The 24,719-nt window shown below is 73.4% G+C and carries 18 protein-coding genes and 1 pseudogene; 17 read left to right on the forward strand and 2 right to left on the reverse strand.

All coding sequences use genetic code 11. The annotated features are described in order from the left end of the window. Positions 1–89: 89 nt before the first annotated feature. Together dgoD and HZS56_RS21070 are read right to left on the reverse strand one after the other, a co-directional pair. Positions 90–1,235, reverse strand: a complete 1,146-nt coding sequence (dgoD, locus tag HZS56_RS21065) for a galactonate dehydratase (RefSeq protein WP_216722304.1) — start codon at positions 1,233–1,235, stop codon at positions 90–92. A 55-nt stretch (positions 1,236–1,290) separates the two neighbouring features. Beyond that, the gene (locus HZS56_RS21070) at positions 1,291–2,055 is read right to left on the reverse strand and encodes a FadR/GntR family transcriptional regulator (protein ID WP_216722305.1); all 765 of its coding nucleotides are present in this window, start codon (positions 2,053–2,055) and stop codon (positions 1,291–1,293) included. A gap of 330 nt (positions 2,056–2,385) precedes the next feature. Between HZS56_RS21070 and HZS56_RS21075 the strand changes: the two genes are divergently transcribed. The 17 genes and pseudogenes from HZS56_RS21075 to HZS56_RS21155 all read left to right on the forward strand — a co-directional run bounded on the left by HZS56_RS21075 (position 2,386) and on the right by HZS56_RS21155 (position 24,717). After that, complete coding sequence (locus HZS56_RS21075) at positions 2,386–3,078, forward strand: DJ-1/PfpI family protein (protein ID WP_216722306.1); 693 nt, start codon at positions 2,386–2,388, stop codon at positions 3,076–3,078. A gap of 123 nt (positions 3,079–3,201) precedes the next feature. Next, on the forward strand, positions 3,202–3,510 hold the full coding sequence (locus HZS56_RS21080) for a hypothetical protein (protein ID WP_216722307.1): 309 nt from the start codon (positions 3,202–3,204) through the stop codon (positions 3,508–3,510). An 83-nt stretch (positions 3,511–3,593) separates the two neighbouring features. Then, positions 3,594–3,995 carry a hypothetical protein gene (locus tag HZS56_RS21085; RefSeq protein WP_216722308.1) on the forward strand — a complete coding sequence of 134 codons (402 nt, stop codon included), beginning with the start codon at positions 3,594–3,596 and terminating at the stop codon, positions 3,993–3,995. Positions 3,996–4,405: 410 nt separating this feature from the next. Beyond that, the gene (locus HZS56_RS21090; protein ID WP_216722309.1) at positions 4,406–5,884 is read left to right on the forward strand and encodes a sugar transferase; all 1,479 of its coding nucleotides are present in this window, start codon (positions 4,406–4,408) and stop codon (positions 5,882–5,884) included. A gap of 100 nt (positions 5,885–5,984) precedes the next feature. Continuing rightward, positions 5,985–7,301 (forward strand): nucleotide sugar dehydrogenase, encoded by a 1,317-nt coding sequence (locus HZS56_RS21095; RefSeq protein ID WP_216722310.1) that lies wholly within the window; start codon positions 5,985–5,987, stop codon positions 7,299–7,301. Positions 7,302–7,461: 160 nt separating this feature from the next. Beyond that, a pseudogene (locus HZS56_RS21100) lies at positions 7,462–8,681 on the forward strand (glycosyltransferase family 4 protein). Beyond that, on the forward strand, positions 8,678–10,045 hold the full coding sequence (locus HZS56_RS21105) for a Wzz/FepE/Etk N-terminal domain-containing protein (protein WP_216722311.1): 1,368 nt from the start codon (positions 8,678–8,680) through the stop codon (positions 10,043–10,045). Before HZS56_RS21100 ends, HZS56_RS21105 begins: the two are co-directional and overlap by 4 nt. Before the next feature lie 176 nt (positions 10,046–10,221). Next, on the forward strand, positions 10,222–11,751 hold the full coding sequence (locus tag HZS56_RS21110; protein WP_216722312.1) for a Wzz/FepE/Etk N-terminal domain-containing protein: 1,530 nt from the start codon (positions 10,222–10,224) through the stop codon (positions 11,749–11,751). A 3-nt stretch (positions 11,752–11,754) separates the two neighbouring features. Next, positions 11,755–13,689, forward strand: a complete 1,935-nt coding sequence (gene asnB, locus HZS56_RS21115) for an asparagine synthase (glutamine-hydrolyzing) (protein WP_216722313.1) — start codon at positions 11,755–11,757, stop codon at positions 13,687–13,689. A gap of 52 nt (positions 13,690–13,741) precedes the next feature. Continuing rightward, complete coding sequence (locus HZS56_RS21120) at positions 13,742–15,982, forward strand: bi-domain-containing oxidoreductase (RefSeq protein ID WP_216722314.1); 2,241 nt, start codon at positions 13,742–13,744, stop codon at positions 15,980–15,982. Further along, positions 15,979–17,955: an alginate lyase family protein gene (locus tag HZS56_RS21125; protein ID WP_216722315.1), complete on the forward strand. Its 1,977-nt coding sequence runs from the start codon at positions 15,979–15,981 to the stop codon at positions 17,953–17,955. The genes HZS56_RS21120 and HZS56_RS21125 overlap by 4 nt, the downstream gene beginning before the upstream one ends. A gap of 18 nt (positions 17,956–17,973) precedes the next feature. Beyond that, positions 17,974–19,536, forward strand: a complete 1,563-nt coding sequence (locus HZS56_RS21130) for a right-handed parallel beta-helix repeat-containing protein (protein ID WP_216722316.1) — start codon at positions 17,974–17,976, stop codon at positions 19,534–19,536. A gap of 13 nt (positions 19,537–19,549) precedes the next feature. Next, a complete protein-coding gene (locus HZS56_RS21135) occupies positions 19,550–20,791 on the forward strand; it encodes an O-antigen ligase domain-containing protein (RefSeq protein WP_216722317.1) in 1,242 nt (413 codons plus the stop codon). A gap of 2 nt (positions 20,792–20,793) precedes the next feature. Then, positions 20,794–22,035, forward strand: a complete 1,242-nt coding sequence (locus HZS56_RS21140; RefSeq protein ID WP_216722318.1) for a glycosyltransferase — start codon at positions 20,794–20,796, stop codon at positions 22,033–22,035. Next, positions 22,032–23,267, forward strand: coding sequence for a class I SAM-dependent methyltransferase (locus tag HZS56_RS21145; protein ID WP_216722319.1), 1,236 nt, complete (start codon positions 22,032–22,034; stop codon positions 23,265–23,267). Before HZS56_RS21140 ends, HZS56_RS21145 begins: the two co-directional genes overlap by 4 nt. After that, positions 23,264–24,073, forward strand: coding sequence for a glycosyltransferase family protein (locus HZS56_RS21150; RefSeq protein WP_216722320.1), 810 nt, complete (start codon positions 23,264–23,266; stop codon positions 24,071–24,073). The genes HZS56_RS21145 and HZS56_RS21150 overlap by 4 nt, the downstream gene beginning before the upstream one ends. After that, positions 24,070–24,717: a PIG-L deacetylase family protein gene (locus HZS56_RS21155; RefSeq protein ID WP_216722321.1), complete on the forward strand. Its 648-nt coding sequence runs from the start codon at positions 24,070–24,072 to the stop codon at positions 24,715–24,717. Before HZS56_RS21150 ends, HZS56_RS21155 begins: the two co-directional genes overlap by 4 nt. The last annotated feature ends 2 nt before the right edge of the window (positions 24,718–24,719 follow it).

A 24,719-nucleotide genomic window follows, 5' to 3' on the forward strand; every position in this document is an offset into this window, starting at 1 on the left:
GTTGGCACCCTCCATGCCGAGCCCCAGCATATTTGCCCCGCCCAGAAGCTGCGTCTGGGGCGGGGCGGGGGCAGGCACGGGGGCCGAGGTCACCATTCGGCGAACGACCCGTCCGGGTGCCGCCACACCGGGTTGCGCCAGGCGTGCCCCGCGCGGTCGGCGGCGCGTACGGCCTTCTCGTCGATGTCGAGGCCGAGGCCCGGCGCGTCGTTGCGGGCGGCGTGGCCGTCCACGAAGCGGAAGGGCTCGGTGTCCATCAGGTAGGTCAGCAGATCGGCGTTCTTGTTGTAGTGGATGCCGCGACTCTGTTCCTGGATCAGGAAGTTCGGGGTCGCGAAGGCGACCTGGAGGCTGGCGGCGAGCGCGATCGGACCGAGCGGGCAGTGCGGGGCGAGCAGGGCGCCGTACGTGTCGGCGAGCGAGGCGATGCGGTGCACCTCGGAGACGCCGCCGGCGTGGGACAGGTCCGGCTGTGCGACGGCGATGCCCGCGTCGAGCACGGGCAGGAACTCGCCCCGGCTGTAAAGGCGTTCGCCGGTGGCGAGCGGGATGTCGGTGGCCGCCGCGAGCCGGGACAGCAGGTGACTCTGTTCGGGGACGACCGGCTCCTCCACGAACAGCGGGTGCAGGGCTGCCAGTTCGGCCAGTACCCGGCGGGAGTTGGCGGCGGTGAACCGGCCGTGGAAGTCGACGGCGACGTCCCGGTCCGGCCCGAGCGCCTCGCGGGCGGCGGCCACCCGGGCGACGACGGCCGCGGTCCCGGCGGGGGTCGTCAGCGGTGCGACGGCCCCGGCGCCGTTCATCTTCACCGCGGTGAACCCGGCGTCCACCTGGGCTGCGATCTGTTCGGCCAGCGCGGCCGGTTCGTCGCCGCCGACCCAGGCGTAGACCCGCACGCGTTCGCGAACGGGACCGCCCAGCAGGGCGTGCACGGGTGCCCCGTAGGTCTTGCCCGCGATGTCCCACAGGGCCTGGTCGAGTCCGGCGACGGCGCTGGAGAGGACGGGGCCGCCGCGGTAGAACCCGCCCTTGGTGAGGACCTGCCAGTGGTCCTGGATGCGCAGCGGATCCTTGCCGACGAGGTGTTCCGCGAGGACGTCGACGGCGGCACGGACGACCTCGGCGCGGCCCTCGACGACGGGTTCGCCCCAGCCGACCACTCCGTCGTCGGTCTCCACCCGGCAGAACAGCCAGCGGGGCGGAACGAGGAATGTCTCTATGCGGGTGATCTTCACTTGGCCGGACAGCCTTTCCGTGTCGTCGGGTTCTGCGGCGCCCCGGCCGGTGGTTTCACCGGTGCCGGGGGGTGCCTTCGATGTCGCGGGTCTCGTCGGGGCCGGCATTGCTGATGCGGTGCTGGTCGCGGTGTGCCTGGTCGAGCAGGGCGTGCATCGCCGCCTCGGCCGCGTGCGGATCGCGGTCGCGAACGGCGTCCAGGACCGCACGGTGCGCCGGTACCGGATCGCCGCTGTCCGGGGAGCCGTGGACGATGCGGTCCCGGTGGGCGAGTCCGGACTCGAGCACGAGCCGCATGCGGTCGAGGAGTTCGTTGTGGGTGGCCGCGAGCAGGGCACGGTGGAAGGCGAGGTCGGCGTCCACGGCGTGGGCCGGACCCGCGTCCCGTTCCCCCATCGCGGCCAGCGCGGCGTCCAGTGCGGCGAGGTCGGTGCCGGTACGGCGGGCGGCGGCGAGCCGGACGGCGGCCGGTTCGACGATCGCGCGCATCTCGGCGAGGTCGCGCAGCAGCGCCCGGTCGCGGCCCTCGCCCTCGTCACCCGCGTCGCCCTCGAATCGCCAGCGCAGTACGTCGGCGTCGAGCAGGTTCCAGTCGGCGCGGGGACGGACGAAGGTGCCGCGCTTCTGACGGGCGTCGATCATGCCCTTGGCGGCCAGTACCTTCAGCGACTCGCGCAGCGCGGTCAGACTCACGTCCAGCTCGCCCTGGAGCGCGACCAGGTCGAGCGTCGCGCCCTCGGGGATCCGTCCGCCGAGAATGCGGCGGGCGAGGGCTTCCACGGTCTGGCCGTGCACGCCGCGACGGGCGTAAGGAGTCATGGCGTAGACCCTCTCCCGGTCACGACTCCCTCGTCAATATTTATTAGTAATTTATTTTTTACCGAGGGACTCCACCGGCAGGACGGCGACACGGCACGCCACGCCACGGCCCGACGCGGCCCGGCCCGGCCCGTGACCCCGTCTGACCTCATCCCGTCGACAACCGTCACTTTTCCCTCTGGGAGGAGGGCCGGCCGCCCTCTACGTTCGGAAACACCCGGCACGGTCCGGACCCGCCGACCGGCCGACCCACCCGGCCGCCGCGACCCGACCCGGACCGGAACCGTCCCTCCCCCGACTCCATACCGATCCACCCCGGAGGCTCTCCTTATGCATGCCCAGATCGTCCTGTTCGACGGCTTCGACCCGCTCGACGTCGTCGCCCCCTTCGAGGTGCTGGCCGCGGGCGGCAGCGCTTCCGGGGGCGCGGTGACGGTGGAGCTGGTCTCCGCCGAGGGACCGCGCGAGGTGGTGAGCGGCACCGGCGGGCTGGCACTTCGCGCCACGGCCGCCCTCGCCCCGGACCAACCCGGCCTGGTCCTGGTCCCCGGCGCGTCCGGGCCGATCGGGGACCCCGCCGACATTCCCGGCCACGATGCCGGGGCGCCGGGGCCGTCGGGGCGCGAGGAGTCCGTGCCCGTACTGCTGGGCCGCACCCTCGGCACCGCCCTGCCCGCGCTGCTCAAGGAGGCGATGGACCGTCCCGAGGTGGTGGTCGCCGGCGTCTGCGGCGGCTCGCTCGTCCTGGCCATGGCCGGACTGCTGGAGGGACGCCGTGCCACGACCCACCACATGGGCCTGGACATGCTCGACGCCACCGGCGTCCACGCGGTGCGCGCCCGTGTCGTCGACGACGGCGACCTCGTCACCGGCGCCGGGGTCACCTCCGGGCTCGACCTGGGCCTGTACCTGCTGGAACGGGAGGTGGGCCCCCGCATCGCGCACGCCGTGGAGGAACTCTTCGCCCATGAGCGCCGCGGCACCGTCTGGCGCGCCGAGGGCCCCGAGCCGGCCCCGTTCTGACGCGCGTGTCACCCCACAGCACTCAGGGCACCACCTCTCGCAGCCCACACATCCGAGCATCCGAGCATCCGGACGTCCGAGCATCCGGACTCCGGACGTCCGAACCCGAGGAAGTACAGCGACATGGCAGTCGAAGGCGCCTGGGACCTGTCCGTATCGACCCCCGTCGGCAGGATCCGGGCGGTGGCCGAGTTCCGCCGCGAGGGCGGCACCCTGACCGGCACCGCCCGTGGGGAGGGGGAGGAAGTGGCACTCAGCGGGGTCGTCCTGGACGGTGACCGGCTCACGTGGAAGCAGCGCGTCACCAAGCCCCTGCGGCTGAATCTGACCTTCGACGTGAGGGTCGACGGCGACACGCTGAACGGGACGTCGAGGGCGGGACGCCGGCCGCCCTCGAAGGTCACCGGCCGGCGTCGCCCCGCACATTCCTGACCTCCACACCCTTTGAGGGGTTTTGCCCTTTTCCTCACTGGAGACTCGAATGGCGGACATCCACATGCGACGAGGTGAGGAACATGCTGGTACTGGGTCTCCTGCTCATGGCGGGCGCCGCCGCCTTCGCGGGCCTGCTGATCGCGTACAACCTGTCCGGCGGGCCGGACTACACGGTGACTCTCCTGGGAAGCGAGCCATTCACGATCAGTACGCTCGGAGCGTTTCTCGGCGGAATCGCCCTGACCCTGATCTTCGGCCTGGGCATGTGGATGCTCCTGGCCGGAACGGCGCTGGCGCGCCACCGGACCAAGAAGCGCCGCAGGGACCGCGAGACCGCCCGGCAGGCCGCTACCGAGCGTGACGTGCTGGCGGGCCGCCTGGAGGGCCGCGGCTCGACCACCGACGCCGAGAACGAGCCCGCCGGACACCGCCGGGCGACGGCTCACCGGCCGGGGTGGCTGCGCCCGCACGGCCACCACTGACCCGGCGGAGCGAGCGGCCGGTGCCGCGATCGGCGTCAGCGGATCGCGGCACCGACGCGAGGGCGCGGCGGACGGGGCGGCGAGCAGCCGCCCGCCTCCGGCGCAACAAGTCTCAAAGCTTGCGCACGAATTACACACATCCTCTCTACATACTGGTCGCGATGCTCTAGATTGACCGTGCTTCAGCTGTTCGGACATGAGTCGACCAATGATGATCTATCGGTTCAGCTCTCTCCGAAGTCGGTGGCCGGGTCCCGGCGCCGGGTGTGGGGAACAGCGGAATGTCGTGCGCGGGGAGGCGGGGGCCTCCCGTGGGGAGGAGCGGCGCGGCGCGGAGGGCGGGGGCCTTCCGAGACGCACAAAACAGTGTTGGGCGAACACGTCGTACCACTGGGGACCTGGGGGGTTCTGTGCGACAAGGGGGACTGCTCAGCCCGTTTCTGTCCGCGGGCGGGCATGTGGCGAACGGGGCGGTGGACCGCCCCGAGCACGACTGGGAGCAGCGGTACCGCCGTACCGTGATCACCAGTGACACCGTGACCACCGCCGTCGTGGCGGCTTCGATCGGCAATTTCTTCGGGGTGCGGGACGCCGCCGACTGGCACGAGAAGTGGGTCATCCTGGCCTTCGGCACCGAGGTGCTCGTGCTGGGAGCGCTCGCGGTGAGCCGGTCGTGGGCCCCGGCGGTGCTCGGCCAGGGCGCCGAGGAATTCCGCCGGCTGGGCCGCTCACTGTTCATGGCGACCGTCGTGCTGGCGCTCGGCGGAATCGCCCTCACCTCACGCAACATCAAACTCTGGATCTTCGTCGCGGTTCCCGCGATCGCGGTCGTCACCATGGTCGCGCGCTACGCGCTGCGCGTCCGGCTGCACCGACAGCGCAAGAAGGGACGCTGCCTGAGACCGGTGCTCGCCGCCGGGAGCCCGGCCACCGTCAGCGACCTGATCGCCCGGACCCGCCGATTCCCGCACCTCGGGTGGCGCGTGGACGCGGTGTGCCTGACGGACGGTTCCGGACCGGCCGGTGCCCGGCTGGACGGAGTACCGGTCGTCGGCCGGCTGGCCGACGTCGCCGACCACGTCCACCGCGACGGCTACCGGGTCGTCGCCGTCACACCCGACCCGCACTGGTCGCCGCACCGGCTGCAGCGGCTGGCGTGGAACCTGGAGGGCAGCGACGCCGAGATGGTCGTGGCCCCCGTGCTGATGGAGGTGGCCGGACCCCGGCTGCACGTGGACGCGGTGCTCGGCATCCCGCTGCTGCGGGTCAGCATGCCGGCCTTCACCGGAGGCCGGCGCGCGGTCAAGGGAGTCGTCGACCGGGTGGGCGCGGCGCTCCTGCTGGTCCTCTTCGCACCGCTGATGGTGGTCGTCGCCCTGCTCGTCCTGGTGGACAGCAGGGGCGGGGTCCTCTACCGCCAGCGCAGGGTCGGCAAGGGCGGCCGGGAGTTCACCATCGTCAAGTTCCGCACCATGGTCGCCGGGGCCGACGGGGCACGGGCCGCGCTGGCCGACCGCAACGAGGGCGCGGGGCTGCTGTTCAAGCTCCGCCGGGACCCGCGGGTGACCCGGGTGGGGGCGGTGCTGCGCCGGTACTCCATCGACGAACTCCCGCAGCTCTTCAACATCCTGACCGGATCCATGTCGCTCGTCGGCCCGCGGCCCCCGCTCCCGGAGGAGTCCGCCGCGTACGGCCCGGACATCCGAAGACGGCTGCTGGTCAAACCCGGGCTCACCGGCCTGTGGCAGATCAGCGGACGCAGCGACCTGCCGTGGGAGGAGGCGGTCCGGCTGGACCTGCGCTACGTGGAGGACTGGTCGCTCGCGCTGGACACGGTGATCTTGTGGAAGACGCTGCGCGCGGTGCTCCTCGGACAGGGGGCCTACTGATGCGCGAGGAGCGCCGGAGCGGCGCACGGATGCGCGGGGAGCGTCGGAGCGGCGCAGGCACCGCAGGCCGGCAGGGCCTGCCCGGGGGGAGGAACGGGTCATGAGGGTCAGCGTTTTCGGGCTCGGCTACGTGGGCTGTGTGTCGGCCGCGTGCCTGGCCGACATGGGGCACGAGGTCGTCGGGGTGGACGTGAACCGGGTGAAGGTCGACCTGGTCAACGAGGGCCGGGCCCCGGTGGTGGAGGAGCGGATCGGCGAGCTCGTCGCCGCGGCCGTGCGGACCGGGGCGCTGCGCGCCACCACCGACGTGCGGGAGGCGATCGCGGACAGCGACGTGTCGCTGATCTGCGTGGGCACGCCGTCGGAACCCAACGGCAGCCTCTGCACGACCTACTTGGAGCGGGTGACCGAGCAGATCGGCGCCGCCCTGGCGGAACGGGGCGGACGGCAGACCGTGGTGTACCGCAGCACCATGCTCCCCGGCACCTGCCTGAACCTGCTGGTACCGATCCTGGAGAAGTACGTCGGCGGCACGGCCGGGGCGGACTTCGGGGTCGCGGTCAATCCGGAGTTCCTGCGCGAGGGCACGAGCGTGCGGGACTTCTTCGACCCGCCGAAGACCGTCGTCGGCGAACTGGACCGGGCGAGCGGCGACGTGGTGACCGCGCTGTACGACGGCCTGCCCGGCGAGGTGTTCCGGGTGCCGGTCCCGACGGCCGAGGCCATCAAGTACGCGGACAACGCGTTCCACGGCCTCAAGATCGGCTTCGCCAACGAGCTGGGCGCGGTGTGCCAGGCGCTCGGGGTGGACTCGCACCAGGTGATGGACGTGTTCCTGGCCGACCGCAAGCTGAACATCAGCCCCGCCTACCTGCGGCCCGGCTTCGCCTTCGGCGGTTCCTGCCTGCCCAAGGACCTGCGCAGCCTGGTCCACGCGGCGCGGCGGGCCGACGTCTCGGTGCCCATCCTCTCCCACGTGCTGCCCTCCAACTCCGCTCACCTGGAACGCGCGGTGGAACTGGTCGAGCGCACCGGCAAGCGCCGGGTGGGGATGTTCGGGCTGTCCTTCAAGCCCGGCACCGACGACCTCCGCGAGAGCCCGCTCGTCGAGCTGGCGGAACGGCTCTTCGGCAAGGGCTACGACCTGCGGATCCACGACGCCAACGTCAGCCTGTCCCGGCTGCTGGGCGCCAACCGCGAGTACGTCGAGAACCGGCTGCCGCACCTGGCGCAACTGCTCGCGGACTCCGTCGGCGAGGTGCTGGAGCACGCCGAGGTGTGCCTGGTCGGGACGAAGGACCCGGCCGTGCTGTCGGCGCTGCCGCACGGCGGCGGCCCGACGCTGATCGACCTCATCCACCTTCCCGACGCCGACGCGCGCCGGGCCGAACCGGGGTACGTGGGCCTTGCTTGGTGACAGACAGTCCAAAGACGCGACGCCCGGTGGCACAGGTCCTGGTGGCACAGGTCCTGGTGACATAGCGCCCGGTGACACAGGCCCGGGTGGCACGGCCGCCCGTGGCGCGTCGTCCGCCGCCGCCGGCACGGCCGCCGGCGGACGGCCCGGAGGGCGCGCGCTGATCCTGGTGGAGAACCTGTCGGTGCCCTTCGACCGGCGGGTCTGGCAGGAGTGCACGACACTGCGCGACGCGGGCTGGACGGTCCACGTCATCTGCCCGCAGGGCAGCAAGCGGGACACCGAGCCGGAGGCGGAGATCGACGGGGTGCACATCCACCGCTACCCGCTGCGGGCGGCGACCGGCGGCCCCGCCGGATACCTGCGGGAGTACGGCGCGGCGCTGTGGCACACGGTGCGGCTGGCGCGCAGGGTCGGGCCGGTCCACGTCGTCCACGCGTGCAACCCGCCCGATCTGCTGTTCCTTCCGGCCCTGTGGCTGAAGCGGCGCGGAGCCCGGTTCGTCTTCGACCAGCACGACCTGATACCCGAGCTGTACCTCTCCCGGTTCGGGCGCGGCAAGGACCTGCTCTACCGCGCCGTGTGCGGGCTGGAGCGGCTGACCTACCGGGCCGCGGACGTCGTGCTCGCCACGAACGAGAGCTACAAGGACGTCGCGGTACGCCGTGGCGGCCGGCGGCCGGACGACGTGTTCGTGGTGCGCAGCGCCCCCGCGACGGACCGGTTCCAACCAGTGCCGCCCGAGCCGGAGTTGAAGCAGGGCAAGCCTCATCTGCTGTGCTACCTGGGGGTGATGGGGCCCCAGGACGGTGTCGACTACGCCCTGCGGGCCCTGGCGAAGCTGCGCGACGAGCTCGGCCGGACCGACTGGCACGCGGTGTTCGTCGGCTCCGGCGACGCCTTCGACGCGATGGTGGAGCTGTCCCGGTCGCTCGGTCTCGACAAGCAGGTGCAGTTCACCGGGCGCGTCCCGGACGCCGAGCTGGTGCGCTACCTCTCCACCGCGGACGTGTGCCTCTCCCCCGACCCGCGCAATCCGCTCAACGACGTGTCGACCATGAACAAGGTCCTGGAGTACATGGCGATGGGCCGCCCGATCGTCTCCTTCGACCTCAGGGAGGCCCGGGTCTCCGCCGGGGACGCCGCCCTCTACGCGCCCGCCAACGACGAGGCGGAGTTCGCGGGGCTCGTCGCGCGGCTGCTGGACGATCCGGAGCAGCGGGCCCGGATGGGCAGGATCGGCCAGGAGCGGATCAACGGGCGTCTCGCCTGGCGCAATTCACAGGCCGCGCTGCTCAGCGCGTACGCCGCCGCGTGCGGTGACCGCACCCCGGTGACGCCGGTGCCCCGGCCCGGACCGGGAAGGGGCCGCACCGGTGAGCGATGACACGATACGGCTGGTCACGATCGGGCGGCTGCTCCGTCGCCGCCTGAGGTTCCTCGCCGTCCTCGCCGTGGTCGGCGCGGTGGCCGGCTACGGCGTGTCGGTGCTCTTCCCGCCGCGCTACACCGCGTCGGCGTCGGTCCTGCTGCCGGGGCAGTGGGAGGAGCGCGAGCTGGTGACGCAGGTCGAGATCGCCACCAGCTCCGCGGTGGCCGACCGGGTGGCGGAAACGCTGGACCGGCCGGGAGCCGGCGGCGGAGAGCTGCGGGAGCGGGTCAGTGCCGAGGCCGCCGACGGGAACATCATCAAGATCTCGGGCACGGACGACGCCCCCGGGCGGGCGCAGGAGCTCGCCGACGAGGCGGCCCGGCAGTTCGTCTCGTTCGCCGCACGGGTCGCGGGCGGCGACGCCGATGCCGGCGCGGCGGCGGGGCCGGAGGAGCTGCGGCAGCAGGTGTCGCAGACCAACCGCCGCATCAGCGACCTGGCCGACGCGGCGGACCCCGGGCAGACGGTGGAGAGCGTGCAGGCGCGCACGGAGCTCGAGAAGCTGCGTTCCGCGCTGCAGGACGCCATGCAGAAGCTGGAGCAGGCCGACCCGGCGAACAACGCGGCCGGCATGGTCGTGATGGGGCCGGCGACCCGCCCGGCCGGCGAGGCACCACCGACGAGGGTCCAGTTCGTGGCCGCCGGGGCGCTGCTGTTCTTCCTGCTCGCGGTGGTCGGCCAGCTCGCCGCCGCCCGGGTGAGCCGCCGGCCGCGCACCGGGGAGGAGATCGCGGCGGCGCTGGGCTCGGTGCCGCTGGGTGCCGTCGACGTGCCGGTCGGCGGGCGCGCGGACCGGCCGACGGCGCACGGCACGCGGGCGCGGGTGCGCCGGCTGCTGGGTGCCGACACCCGGTGGGACGTGCCGGTCCCTCGGGCGTCCGGTGACGAGGCCGGCCGACGGCTGCGGTACCGGAGGGTCTGTGCCCGCCTCCGGGAGCGGCTTCCGGCCGCCCGCGGACTGCTGGTCGTCGTACCGGACGGCGACGAGGTCGCGCGCCGGGCCGCCCGGCAGCTCGTCGCCGAGGCCGGCGGCGATCCGGTGCTGCGGGTGGTGGAGGTCGCGGTGGACCGGCCGATGGTGCCGGACCGCGAGACGGAGTCCGGCGCGCTGGTCGTGCTCGGCGCGGGCAGCAGGACCGCGGAGGAGCTCGCCGACCTCGCCGGGGCCTGCGCGGACGGCGGGCACGAGGTCGTCGGCGTCGTCGTCGCCGGACCGGTACGGGCCGGTACGGCGCGCCCCGCCGAACGGCCCGCGCAGAACGGCACCGCGGCTGTCGCGGTGGGGGGCGGCGCGACGGGGGGTTCCGGGTGACGGCGGACACGGACTCGACGAACACGAGGGGCACGGCGGGCACGACGGCCGGGACACGTACGGCCGGCACGGGGGGCGGTACCGCGGATGCGTCAGACACATCAGGCACATCAGGCTCTTCACACGCATCAGGCACTTCAGGCACACCGGGTGCGGCAAGCACGGGCGGTACGGCGGTGACGGGTACGGCCGCGCAGGCGCCGGCCGCCGCTCCGCTGCTCGACCTGCACGCGCTGGTGGTGGCGGTGCGCAGACGCCGACGTCTGTGGTGCTCGCTGGCGCTGCTGGGGCTGCTGGCCGGTGCGGCGGTGGCGGTCCTGCTGCCGCCGTCCCCGGCCGCGGTGACGCAGGTGCTGGTCGCGCACAAGGAGGACCAGCCGAACGACACCGGGACGCTGATCCGTACCGACGTCGAACTGCTGGGGACCACGCGGATCGCGAGCCAGGCGCTGCGGGCCCTCGACTCCTCCGAGAAGCCCGAGGACTTCATGCGGGACTACCGGGGCACCGGTGTGACCAACAACCTGCTGCGGATCGACGTGACGGGTGACAGCGACGCCCAGGCGGTGGCCCGGGCCAAGGCGCTGGCCGACGCGTTCGTCGCGGACCACGTGCGGCGGATGCGCCAGACCGCCGAGGCCGAGGCCGACGCCCTGCTCGACCAGCGCGACCGCATGCGGGACGAACTCGCCGAGGTCAACGAGGCGATCGGCGGCCGGTCGCCGGAGAGCAGCGACCCCAAGGCGTCGGCGAGCATCGAGTCGCTCTTCGCCCGGCGGGCCGAACTGGACTCGCGGATCGCCGAGTTCGACCAGCGCGCCGCCGAGGCCCGCACGGGCACGCCCACGGTCGTCGCCGGTACGCAGATCGTGGACGCCCCGCACGCGGTGCGGCATTCCCTGGTCAGGACCGCCGCCACCGACGCCGGGATCGGGCTCGCCCTCGGGCTGGTCCTCGGGCTGGCGCTGGCCGCGGTCGGCTCGGTGGTGGCGGACCGCCCGGTGCTGCGCCGGGACGTCGCGGCACACCTGGGCGCCTCGGTGATCGCCGAGCTGCGCCGCGTGCCCCGCCGGCCGGCCGGACGGTGGCGGCGGCGCCGCACCCGGGCGGCCGGCGAGCGGCTCACCGCCACCCTGGTCCGCACGGTGCGCGGCTCCGCCGAACCCGTGTCGATGCTGGAGCTGGGCTGTGCGCGCGGCACGGGTCTGATCGCCCTGAACGTCGCGGGGGCCCTGGCGGCGGACGGCCCGGTGGTCGTCGTCGACGGCCTGCCCGGTCCGCAACTCGCCCGCGGGCTCCCGAAGTCGGGCGGGCCGGCCGTGATGGGCGCCGAGCGCGCGGCGGCCGAGCCGCCCGAGGTGCGCCGGATCGGCGTCGGCTCGGTGGCGCCCGGCACCGCCTGGACCGACCTTCCGCGCCTCGGCGGCCAGGCCGTGCTCGTCGTGCGCGCCGGTCACGGCAGCACGGCGTGGCTGCACACCGTGGCGCGGCAGCTCGCGGACCTGCGGGTCACGGTCCTCGGAGTGGTGCTGATCGACCCCGATCCGCGGGACCGGACCGACGGCACGCTGTGGGACGGGCGGCGCACCGCGGCGCGCGGCCGCGACGAGCGGCCGAACCGGCACAACGGCAAGGCCCGGACCCGGGTGGAGCGGCCTCCGGTACCGGTCGCACAGGGCGCGGACGGCGAGCGGGAGGCGCGGTAGATCATGTGTGGCATCGCAGGCACCTACCGGTGGCGGGACGGGAAGGCGGTGACCGACCGGCTCACCGACGTCCTCGCCCACCGCGGGCCGGACGGGGCGGGGCGGTACAGCCACCCCGTCGGCGACGGCGAGGTGCAGCTCGGGCACCGCAGGCTCGCGATCATCGACCTGTCGGAGACCGGCGCCCAGCCGATGGTCTCCGGCGGCCTCGCCCTCACGTACAACGGCGAGCTGTACAACGCGCCCGAGCTGCGCACCGAACTGGCGTCCGCCGGGGTGCGCTTCCGCGGCACCTCCGACACCGAGGTCCTCCTGGAGGCCTGGCGCCGCTGGGGCACGGACTGCCTGCCCCGGCTGCGCGGCATGTTCGCGTTCGCGGTCTTCGACGAGCGCACCGGTGACCTGGTGCTCGCCCGCGACCAGCTCGGCGTCAAGCCGCTGTTCCTGCTGCGACGCGGCGGGGGCCTGGTGTTCGCCTCCGAGCTGAAGGCGCTCGCGGCCGTGACCGGCGGGTCGCTGGAGGTGGACCACGCGGCGCTGGTCGCGTCGCTGCTGTACTACTGGGTGCCGGACTCGCGGTGCGCGTTCCGGGAGGCGGAGAAGCTGCCGCCGGGGAGCTGGCTGCGGTGCCGGCCCGACGGCCGGGTGGAGCGCGGCCGGTACTGGAACCTGAAGGACGTCGCCGCGGAAGGCCGGGAGCGGGCCCGCAGCGGCGGGCAGCCGGACCTGGCGGCCGTCGTCGAGGAGTCGGCCCGGCGCCACCTGCTCTCGGACGTGCCGGTGGCGACCTTCCTCTCCGGCGGGCTCGACTCCAGCTATCTGACGGCGCTGGCGGCCCGCGAGCGGCCCGGGATCTGCGCCTACACGATCGGGTTCCGCGCCGAGGACGCCAGGTTCGAGGCGATGCCGGACGACCTGCGCCACGCCCGCCGGGTGGCGGCGCGGTTCGGCGTCGACCTGCACGAGATCGAGATCGCCCCGGACGTGCTCGACCTGCTGCCGCGGATGACGTACCACCTGGACGAGCCGATCGGCGACCCCGCCGCCATCAACACCTTCCTGATCTGCTCGGCCGCCCGGGAGGCCGGGGTCAAGGTGATGCTCTCGGGGATGGGCGCCGACGAGCTGTTCGCCGGGTACCGCAAACACCTGGCCAACGTGCTGGCGCTGCGCTACCAGCGCGTCCCGCGGCCGCTGCGGCGCGGGGTGTCCGCGGCCGTGGACCGGCTGCCTGTCGCCACGAGCCGCCGGGGCTTGCGGTCGGTGCGCTTCGCGAAGCGGTTCCTGTCCTTCGCCGACCTGCCGGAGGAGACCGCGTTCCGGCGCAGCTACACGATGTACGACCGGGAGGAGCTGCTCGCCCTGCTCAGCCCGGACCTGGCGGGGACGGTCGAGGACGTGCTGACCGAGCACGCGGACGTCTACGAGGACAACGACCTCGACGACTTCGTGAACCGCATGTGCCTGGGCGACGCCCGGATGTTCCTGCCGGGCCTCAACCTCGCCTACACGGACCGCTCCAGCATGGCCGCCTCGACCGAGGTGCGGGTGCCGTACGTGGACGTCGAGGTGGTACGGGCGGCGTTCGCCGTGCCCGGCGACCGCAAGATCGTCGGGCGGCAGGGCAAGGCCGTCCTGAAGGAGGCGGCCGTCTCGGTGCTGCCCCGGGAGATCGTCTACCGGCCCAAGGGCCTGTTCAGCGCCCCGCTGCGGGCGTGGATGAGCCGGGACCTGGCACCGCTGGTGCGTGAAGTGGTGAACGACGGCGAACTCGTCCGGGCCGGGCTGCTGCGCCGCGACGCGCTGCGGCGGCTCGTCGCCGAGGACGCCGCCGGGCAGCGGGACTTCTCCAAGCACCTGTGGCACGTGCTGACCCTCGAGTACTGGTACCGCGGCGCTACCTCGGGGGCCGGCCACCACTCCCCGCCGACGGCGTAGCACCCCGGCACCCTCCCGCACCCAGACCAGCAGAGAGACAAGAGGACCTTCGGTGAAACAGGTTGTGCAGAACTACAAGAGCGGCGAGCTGGCGCTGCTCGACGTGCCGGTGCCGGGCTGCAAGCCGGGCGGTGTGCTGGTGCGGACCGCCTTCTCGCTGATCTCCACCGGGACCGAACTGATGAAGGTCTCCGAGGCGGGCATGTCGATGCTGGGCAAGGCACGTTCGAGGCCGGACCAGGTGGCCAAGGTCGTGCAGAGCGTGGCCACCAACGGGGTGCCCGCCACCTACCGCAAGGTGATGGGCAAGCTGGACTCGTACACGCCGCTGGGGTACTCGCTGTGCGGGGTGGTCGAGCAGGTCGGCGCCGGGATCGACGACGTCAAGGCGGGCGACCTGGTGGCCTGCGCCGGGAACGAGCACGCGCTGCACGCCGAGCTGAACTGGGTGCCGAAGAACCTCTGCGTCCCGGTGCCCGAGGGTCTCGAGCCGCGGCACGCGGCCTTCGGCACGGTCGGGTCGATCGCGTTGCAGGGTGTCCGCCAGGGCGAGTCGCGGCTCGGCGAGGTGGCCCTGGTCGTGGGCCTCGGCCTGATCGGGCAGCTGGTGGTGCAGTTGCTGGCCGCCTCGGGCGTACGCGTCGTCGGCGCCGATCCCGACCCGGCCCGCTGCGAGCTGGCCGAGCGGCTGGGCGCGGCGGCCTGCGGCGACCCGTCCTCCCCCGCCGTGGAGGGTGCCGTCGCCCGGCTCACCGGCGGCCACGGGGTGGACCAGGTGTACCTGGCCGCCGGGGGCGGCAGCAATCAGCCCGTCGAGCTGGCCGCGCGGCTGTGCCGGGACCGCGGCCGGGTCGTCGACATCGGCAAGTGCCGCCTGGACCTGCCGTGGAACGCGTACTACGAGAAGGAGCTCGACGTCCGCTTCTCGCGCAGCTACGGCCCCGGGCGCTACGACCCGGAGTACGAGCTGGAGGGCCGGGACTACCCGATCGGCTACGTGCGCTGGACCGAGCGCCGCAACCTGGCCTGCTTCCTGGACCTCGCCGCCCGCGGCCGCGTGGACGTGGAGCCGTTGATCTCCCGCACCGCCGACTTCGACGACGCCGTCGAGACGTACCGGAACCTGCACGACGGCACGCTGAAGGCGGTGGCCGTGCTCTTCCGGTACCCGGACCAGGAGTCCGGAGGCACACCCCTGGCGCAGGAGCAGGAGCAGGAGCAGGCACCGGCACCGGCACCGGCACCGGCACCGGCACCGGCGGTGTCCCTGCCCGCGGCGAGCGCGAAGCCGGACCGGGCCGCCCGGGCCGCGAACACCCCCGTGCGCCTCGCGTTCGTGGGCGCGGGGAACTACGCGAGCTCGATGCTGCTGCCGCATCTCGCCCGGCGCGACGGCGTCGAGCTGGCCACGGTCGTCACCACGACGGCGCTGTCCGCCGCCAACGCGCAGCGGAAGTTCGGCTTCGCCGGGGCGACCACCGACCTGGACGCCGTGCTCGGCGACGACTCCGTCGACGCGGTCTTCGTGGTCACGCGCCACAGTTCGCACGCCGAACTGACCCGCAGGGCGCTGCTGTCCGGCAAGGCGGTCTTCGTGGAGAAGCCGCTTGCGCTCACCGGCGACGAACTGACCGGCGTGCTGGCGGCGGTGGAGGAGTCCGGCAACGACCGGCTGCAGGTGGGCTTCAACCGCCGGTTCGCCCCGCTGCTGCGGGAGGCCAGGAGGCAGTTCGGCACCCGGACCGGTCCCGCGCACGTCCGCTACCTGGTCAACGCGGGCCGGCTGGACCACGGCAGCTGGTACCTGCGGCGCGGCACCGAGGGTTCGCGGTTCACCGGGGAGGGCGGGCACTTCGTCGACACCGCGAGCTGGCTGCTCGGGGCCGACCCGGTCTCGGTGTACGCGACCGCCACGCCCGGGGGCGAGGACCTCCAGGTCGTCCTGGGCTACCCGGACGGGTCCACCGCCACCCTCTCCTACGTCACCACCGGTCCGGCCGGATTCCCGAAGGAGACCCTGGACCTGGTCGCGGACGGCCGCGCGCTGCGGCTGGACGACTTCCTGCGGGCCGCCGTCTACGACGGCCGCCGCAAGAGGTGGGTCGGTCCGCGGCTGCCCAAGGCCCGGGACAAGGGCCAGGCCGCCCAGCTGGCCGCGTTCGTCAGGGCGGTGCGGACGGGCGGTGCGATGCCGGTGCCGCTGAGGTCGCTGGTCGCCACGACCGCCGCCACCCTCGCCGTACCGACCGCGCTGGCGGCCGGTGCGCCGGTGACGCCGGCGGAGGCGCGATGACCATGAGCGCGGGCTGGTACCTGCGGCGGCTGTCCCGGATGGGGCCGCGGGAGGTCGGCGGCCGGGCCGCCGACGCGGTGCGCAGGCGCCGGTGGCGCTCGGCGCGGCCCCCGTGCCCGCCCGTGACCGGCGCCCGGTTCACGGCGGTCCTGCCCGCCCGGGCCGTCGCCGCGGTGGCGCCGGACGCCGCGAAACGCCTGGTCGCCGAGGCGGACCGGCTGATGGCCGGGCACGTCGAGTACTTCGGCGTGCTCCGCGACGACCTGGCCGACCCGGACTGGTGGTACGACCCGAAGACCGGGCACCGGGCTCCCTGGGGCTACGCCTTCGACGTGCCGTACCGGGACGAGGAGGCGGTCGGGGACATCAAGCAGATCTGGGAGCTGTCCCGGCACCAGTACCTCACCGTGCTCGCCGCCGCCTACGCCGTCACCGGGAACGAGCGGTACGCCGAGCGCGTCGCCGAGCACCTGCGGTCGTGGTGGGCGTCCAACGCGCCGCTGCGGGGCGTGCACTGGACCAGCGGCATCGAGCTGGGGATCCGGCTGCTGTCCTGGGTGTGGGTCCGCCGGCTGCTCGACGGCTGGCCGGGCGCGGCCGCCCTGTTCGAGGACAACCCGGTGGCGCTGGAGCAGATCTGGCACCACCAGCGCTGGCTGGCGGCCTTCCCCAGCCGGGGTTCCTCGGCCAACAACCACGTCGTCGCCGAGGCCGCCGGACAGTTCGCGGCGGCCTGCGCGTTCGCATGGTTCCCCGCCTCGGCGCGCTGGCGGACCGACGCCCTCAGGTCGCTGGAGCGGCACCTGCGGAGCAACACCTTCGGCTCCGGCCTCAACCGCGAGCTGGCCACCGAGTACCACGGTCTCGTGCTGGAACTCGGCCTGGCCGCGCTGGCGGAGGCGGACGCCGCCCGGGTGCCGGTGCCCGCGACGGTCCGGCTGGTGCTGCTGCGGATGACCGACGCGCTGGCGGCCGTGGTGGACGACCGGCTGCGGCCGCCCCGCCAGGGGGACGCCGACGACGGTCACGGCCTGGTCGTGGACGGCGCGGGCACCGACCGCTGGGCCTCGCTGCTGGCCACCGGGAACGCCGTGTTCGGCTCGCTCGGCTGGTGGCCCGCGGTCACCAGCACCGACGTGCGCACCCCGCTGCTGGCCGCGCTCGTGAGGCCGTACGGGAAGCCGGGAACGACGCCCGCCGTGTCGCGGCCCGCCCGCCGCCCGGCCCACTTCGCGGACGCGGGACTCACCGTCCTGCGGGGTCCCGCGGGGATCTGGTGCCGCTGCGACGGCGGTCCGCACGGCTTCCTGTCCATCGCCGCGCACGCCCACGCGGACGCGCTGTCCGTGGAGGTCCGGCACGAAGGGGTCGACGTGCTCGCCGACCCGGGGACGTACTGCTACCACGGGCAGCCCGTGTGGCGGCGGTACTTCCGGTCGACCCTGGCGCACAACACCCTGGAGCTGGACGGCACGGACCAGTCCGTGTCCGGCGGACCGTTCCTGTGGACCCGGCACGCCCGCAGCCGCGTCCTGTCGGTGCGGACGTCGGACGAGGGGGTGTCCCACTGGTGCGCCGAGCACGACGGCTACGGGCGTTCCGTGCACCGCCGCCGGGTGGAACTGACTGAAACCACAAGCGAGTTGCGGGTGGTCGACGAGGTGCGCGGCGAGGGCCGCGCCGTGCGTCTGGCGTTCCACCTCGGACCGGCCGTCACCGCGGACCTGGCGGGAAGCCGGGCGGTGCTCACCTGGAACCGGGACGGCGAGGAGCGCTCCGCGGTGCTCGACCTGCCCGGCCGGCTCTCCTGGCGGACGCACCGCGGCGAGACCGGCCCGCCGCTGGGCTGGTACTCCCCGGGCTTCGGCCGCAAGGAGCCCGCCACCACGCTCGTCGGCACCGGATTCGCCGACGGCGCACACGAGTTCACCACCGTGCTCAAGTTCAACGGGCTCAACGGGTTCAACGGTTAGAGAGGGGAGGGAGGGCGCGTGCGAGTGAAGTGGCGGCACCCGGCACGGGCGGCGGCACCGCTGGTGCTGGTCCTGCTGGCGGCGACCGGCTGCGACAGCGGCGGCGACGACGGCGACGGTGACGGCGGCACGCCGGGCGCACGGCCGGAGTCGTCGGCCGCGCCCTCCCCGACCGGGGCGCGGTCCGTGGCCCGGGTGTGCGCCAAGCCGGCCGCGGGTCCCGCGAAGGCGCCCGCGGGTGCGGTGACGGTCGACCCCGCCACAACCGGCGACCTGGCCGCGAAGACCAGGAGCAGCCCGCCGCACACCACGTTCTGGCTGCGGCCGGGCAGACACAAACTCGATCCGGACCGTTTCGCCCAGGTCGTCCCCAAGGAGGGCAACACCTACCTCGGCGCACCGGGCGCGGTGCTCGACGGCGGCAGGACCAACCAGTACGCGTTCGGCGGCACCGCGCCCGACGTCACCATCAGCCACCTGACCGTGCAGAAGTTCGCCGCGCCGCACGACGAGGGCGTGGTCAACCACGACTCGGCCGACGGGTGGGTGATCGAGCACGCGACGGTCCAGGACAACTCCGGCGCCGGGCTGATGGCCGGCGCCCGCCAGAAGGTCCGCGCCAGCTGTCTGCGCGACAACGGCCAGTACGGCATGAACGCCTACAAGGGCGACGACTCCATCACCGGCCTGGTCCTCGAGGGAAACGAGATCACCGGCAACAACACGGGCGACTGGGAGCGGCGGCGGCCGGGCTGCGGCTGCACCGGGGGCGTCAAGTTCTGGGCCGTCGACGGCGCCGACATCCGCGGCAACTGGGTGCACGACAACCGCGGTACCGGGCTGTGGGCGGACACCAACAACAACGACTTCCGCATCGAGGGCAATGTGCTGGAGGCCAACGACGGTGCCGCCCTGATCTACGAGACCAGTTACAACGCGGTCCTGAGGGACAACACGATCCGGCGGAACAACTGGGTCGAGGGACGCAGGTACGCCGACCGCGGCGACACCTTCCCGTTCGCGACCGTGTACCTGTCCGAGTCCGGCGGCGAGCCACGGGTCGGGGCCCGCACGGACAAGATCGAGGTCTACCGGAACGTGTTCGAGAACAACTGGTCCGGGATCACCCTGTGGGAGAACGCGGACCGGTTCTGCAACAGCCCGGCCAACACCTCGTCCGGCGACTGCACGTTGCTGGTCAAGGACACCGACCGCTGCGCCCAGCCGGGGATCGCCGACGCGCCGTTCTACTCCGACTGCCGGTGGAAGACCCAGCGCGTGGACATCCACGACAACCGCTTCGTGCTGGACACCTCCGTCGTCGACTGCACGCAGATGTGCGACCGCATGGCGGTGCTGGCCAACTACGGGACGTACCCGGACTGGTCACCGTACCAGGGCGAGCTGGTGGCCGATGCGATCACCCGCGAGCAGCACAACCGCTGGCACGACAACACCTATGTCGGACCGTGGAAGTTCGTCGCGCACGACCCGAGCCGGGTGCTCGACTTCGGGCAGTGGCAGCGCGCGCCGTACGAGCAGGACGCGGGCAGCACCCTGCGCGCACGGGACGGTGGTTGAGGTGAGCGCCGCGGTGAGCGGGGCACCCGCACAGCGCACGCCGAAGGCCGTCGGGACGGTGTGGGGGCTGCTGGTCCTCAACACGCTCGGCTCGGCCGGCGCGGAGACGATCGTGCCGCTGCCCCGCTCGCTCATCCAGATCGTCACCATGGGCGCGCTGGTCGCCGCGTTCGCGCTGGCGCTCGCGCTCAACCTGCGGCTGCGCGTGCGGTCCAGTGCCTTCCTGTTCCTGCTCTCGCTGCTGCTGGTGCCGAGCCTGATCTCCAGCGTCAGCCTGGAGTCGGGCTTCGGCGCGCTGTTCCGCTGCGCCCGGCTGGGGCTCTTCGTCGGCACGCTGTGGCTGCTCACCCGCTGGTGGGACGGCGGCACGGCCTTCGTCCGGCACCACGTCCGGATGTACTTCTTCGTCCTCGTCTCGGTCGTGGCGGGCGCGCTGATCTCACCGGGCGCTGCCCTGCCCGACCTCTACGGCGGGCGGCTGGTGGGCGCGCTGTGGCCGCTCACCCCGCCGCAGATCGGGCAGTACGCCGCGGTCGTCGTGGGGCTGGCCGTGCTGCTCCTGCTGGGCCGCCGCACCGACCGGGTGAGCGCGGCCGTGGTCGTCGTGCCCTCGCTCGTGCTGCTGGTGCTGACCCACACCCGTACGGCCACGATCGGGCTGCTCGTGGGACTGGCGCTGGCCATCGGCTCGCTCGTGCTGACCAGTGCCGCCGCGCGCCGCTTCTTCGCCTGGGCGGTGCTGTGCGCGGCGGTGGCCGCGGTGGGGTTCGCCGCCGCGCTGCGGGCGTGGTTCCTGCGCGGGCAGGACGAGGAGTACTTCTCCAGCCTCACCGGCCGGGCCAAGGTATGGGACGCCCTGCTGGCGGAGCCCCGGTCGACCGGTGAGCAGATCTTCGGCATGGGCCTGGGCGACAAGTCGTTCGGCGGGCTGCCGATCGACAACAGCTGGCTGGCGGTCTACCACGAACAGGGTCTGACCGGGATCTGCCTGGTGGCGGCCTTCCTCGTCGTCCTGGGGGGCGTGGCGCTGCTGCGGCCGCCGTCGCTGGAGCGGGCCTGCGCGATCTTCCTGATCGGCTACTGCGCACTGGCCTCGTACACCGAGGCCGGGCTGGGTGACGCCTCGCCGTACCTGCTGCACCTGGCCGTGGCCGCGTCGCTGCTGGCCGCGCCCGCCCGGCCCGCGCCGCCCCCGGCGCCCGAACCGCCTCGCCGTCATGTCCCGCGCTGGGCCCGGAAGCCGGAGGTGATCTGACGATGCACGTCCTCGTGGTGCACAACCGCTACGCGTCGGCACAGCCGAGCGGCGAGAACAAGGTCGTCGACCAGGAGGTGGCGCTGCTGCGCGGCGCCGGTCACCGGGTCGGGGTGTTCGAGCGGCGCAGCGACGAGATCGGCTCGCGGTCGCTGCTCGGCAAGGCCGCGATCCCGCTCACCGTGCCGTGGAACCCGGCGGTCCGCAAGGAGCTCGCCGACCGGCTGCGCAGGGAGCGGCCGGACGTGGTGCACGTCCACAACGTGTTCCCGCTGCTGTCCCCGGCGGTGCTGGCCGCCTGCGCGGACGCCGGGGTGCCGGCCGTCGCCACGCTGCACAACTACACCCAGGTCTGCCCGCCCGGCACGCTGCAGCGGGACGGCCGGCCGTGCACCCAGTGCGTCGGTGCGGCGCCGCTGCCGGCCGTCCGGCACGGCTGCTACCGCGGTTCCCGGCTGGCCACGGTGCCGCTGGCGGTGAGCCTGTCGGTCAACCGGCGGCGGTGGCAGTCGGGCGTGGAGCGGTTCCTGTGCATCTCCGCGGCGCAGCGCGACGTCCTGGTGGGGGCCGGGCTGCCGGCCGAACGCCTCGTGGTGAAGCACAACTTCGTGCCCGACCCGGACGTGCGGCGCACGGGCCCGGGCGAGCACCTGCTCTTCCTCGGGCGCCTCGCACAGGCCAAGGGCGTGCGGCTGCTCATGGCCGCGTGGGACGAACTCGCCGCGGACGGCGGGGTGGGCGTGCCGCTGGTGATCGCCGGCACCGGGCCGCTGGAGCGCGAGGTGGCCGCCTGGGCGGCGGGCCGGCGCGACGTGCGCTGGGCCGGGCTGTACGACACCGCGGAGGTCCGCCGGGCCGTGGCCCGGTCGGTGGCCGTGGTGGCGCCGTCGACGTGGCTGGAGGCGTTCGGCCTGGTGGTCGTGGAGGCGATGGCGGCGGGGGTACCGACCGTCGCCGCCGGTCACGGCGCCTTCGTCGAACTGGTCGAGGACGGGGTGACCGGACTGCTGCACCGGCCGGGCGAGGCCGCCTCGCTCGCGTCCTGTCTGCGGCGGATCACGGACGGGCCGGAGAGGAACCGGGAGATGGGGCGGGCGGCCCGGCGCCGTTACGAGCAGGGCTTCAGTCCGGCCGTCGGGCTGGAGCGCCTGGTTCAGGAGTACCGCACCGCGATCGCGGGTCGGTCAGCACTGGCTCGCGGCGGGCGGACCCGCGCGGGCAGGGGGGATGGGAACAGCAGATGACACGATGCCGACTCTGCGGCTCGGAGGCGATGGCCAGCGTCGTCGACCTCGGGGCGACGCCGCCGTGCGAGAGCTTCCTCGCCGCGGACCAGCTGGACCAGCCGGAACCGGCGTACCCGCTGCACCTGCGGGTCTGCACCGACTGCTGGCTGGCGCAGCTCCCGCCGCTGATCACGCCGGAGGAGACGTTCACGCAGTACGCGTACTTCTCCTCGTACTCGACGTCCTGGGTGGAGCACGCCCGCACGTTCGTCGCGGACGCCGTCGAGCGGCTGCCGCTGGGTCCCGGCTCCTTCGTCGTCGAGGTGGCGAGCAACGACGGGTACCTGCTGCGGCACCTGGTGGACCGGGAGGTCCGCTGCCTCGGCATCGAGCCGTCGGTGAACGTCGGCGCCGCGGCGCGGGAGGCGGGGGTGCCCACGCTCACCGAGTTCCTGGACCCGGCCACCGGCGCGGCCGTCCGCGAGGAGCACGGCCCGGCGGACCTGGTCGTCGCCAACAACGTGTACGCGCACATCCCCGACGTGGTCGGGTTCACCCGGGGGCTGCGCGCCCTGGTCGCCGACGACGGCTGGGTCTCGATCGAGGTGCAGCACCTGCTGACGCTGATCGAGGAGAACCAGTACGACACGATCTACCACGAGCACTTCCAGTACTACACGGTCGCCTCCGCGATCCGGGCGCTGGCCAGTGGCGGGCTCACGCTCGTCGACGTGGAACTGCTGCCCACGCACGGCGGTTCCGTCCGGCTGTGGGCCCGGCCGTCCGAAGCGGCGGGCGAGCCGGGCAGGCGGGTGACCGACGTACTGGAGCGGGAGAAGGCGGCCGGGCTGCGGGAGCTGACCGGGTACGCCGAGTTCTCCGCCCGGGTGGCCAAGGTCCGCCGGGACCTGCTGCGGTTCCTGATCGAGGCCGCCGAGCGCGGCGAGACGGTGGTCGGCTACGGCGCGCCGGGCAAGGGCAACACCCTGCTCAACCACTGCGGGGTCCGCCCGGACCTGCTGGCCTACACGGTGGACCGCAATCCGTACAAGCACGGCCGGTTCACCCCGGGCGCCCGCATCCCCGTCCTGCCGCCCGAGCAGATCGAGGCCGACCGGCCCGACTGGGTGCTCGTCCTCCCGTGGAACCTGCGGGACGAACTGGTCGAGCAGCTGTCCTTCGTGCACGAGTGGGGCGGCCGGCTGGTCTTCCCCATCCCGGAACTGAGCATTGTCGAGGTCGAGCGATGAAGGTCGTACTGTTCTGCGGCGGTTACGGGATGCGGATGCGCGAGGGCGCGGCCGACGACGTGCCCAAGCCGATGGCGATGGTGGGGCCGCGGCCGCTGATCTGGCACGTCATGCGCTACTACGCGCACTACGGGCACACGGAGTTCGTCCTGTGCCTGGGCTACGGGGCCCACCACATCAAGGAGTTCTTCCTCACCTACGAGGAGACGGCGTCCAACGACTTCGTGCTGCGCGGCGGGCGGACCGAGCTGCTGTCCACCGACATCTCCGACTGGACGATCACGTTCGCGCAGACCGGCATCGAGTCGCCGATCGGCGAGCGGCTGCGCCGGGTGCGGCACCACCTGGACGGCGACGAGATGTTCCTCGCCAACTACGCCGACGTGCTCACCGACGCGCCGCTGCCCGAGATGATCGACCGCTTCGCCCGGCGGGACGCGGGCGCGTCGATGATGGTGGTGCCGCCGCAGTCCTCGTTCCACTGCGTGGACCTGGGCGAGGACGGCCTGGTCGGCGGGATCACCCCGGTGAGTGAGCTGCCGCTGTGGGAGAACGGCGGCTATTTCGTGCTCCGCCAGGAGGTCTTCGACCACATCCCCGAGAACGGGGACCTGGTCGCCGACGGATGCGCGGGGCTGGCCAAGCGGGGCCGGCTGGTGGCGCACCGGCACCGCGGCTTCTGGAAGCCGACCGACACCGTCAAGGAGCGGGCCGCGCTGGACGCCGCCTACACCCGGGGCGAGCGCCCGTGGGCCGTGTGGGAGCGGGACGCCGCTGCCGCGCCCGCCGGTGCGGGGTCCGCGTGATCCGGCTGGGCGCCGGGCGCCTGGACCGGGTCGTCGCGGTGGGCGCGCACTGCGACGACATCGCCATCGGCGCGGGCGGCACCCTGCTGACCCTCTGTCTGGCGCGGCCCGGCGTCCGGGTCGACGCGCTGGTCCTCTCGGGCGGTGACGGTGAACGGGAGCAGGAGGAGCGGGCCGCGCTGGCCGCCTTCTGCCCGGGCGCCGACCTGCGGCTGACCGTGCTCAAGCTGCCGGACGGCCGCATGCCGGCGCACTGGGAGGAGGCCAAGAACGCGGTCGAGGAGCTGCGCGGGCGCAGCGAGCCGGAGCTGGTGCTGGCGCCGCGCACCGACGACGCGCACCAGGACCACCGCGGCCTGGCGCAGCTGACGACCACCGCGTTCCGCGACCATCTCGTCCTCGGCTACGAGATCGTCAAGTGGGACGGCGACCTGGGCCGTCCGTCGGCCTACCAGCCGCTGCCGGCCGAGACCGCCGAGCAGAAGGTACGGCTGCTGCAGGAGCACTACCCCTCGCAGCGGCACCGGCCCTGGTACGACCGGGAGGCCTTCCTCGGTCTCGCCCGGATCCGCGGCATCGAATGCCACGCGCGCTACGCCGAGGCGTTCGCCGTCACCAAACTCACTCTCAACCTGGGGGGTTGAAC

This window comes from Streptomyces mayonensis, from assembly GCF_018982965.1.
GTDB lineage: Bacteria > Actinomycetota > Actinomycetes > Streptomycetales > Streptomycetaceae > Streptomyces > Streptomyces mayonensis.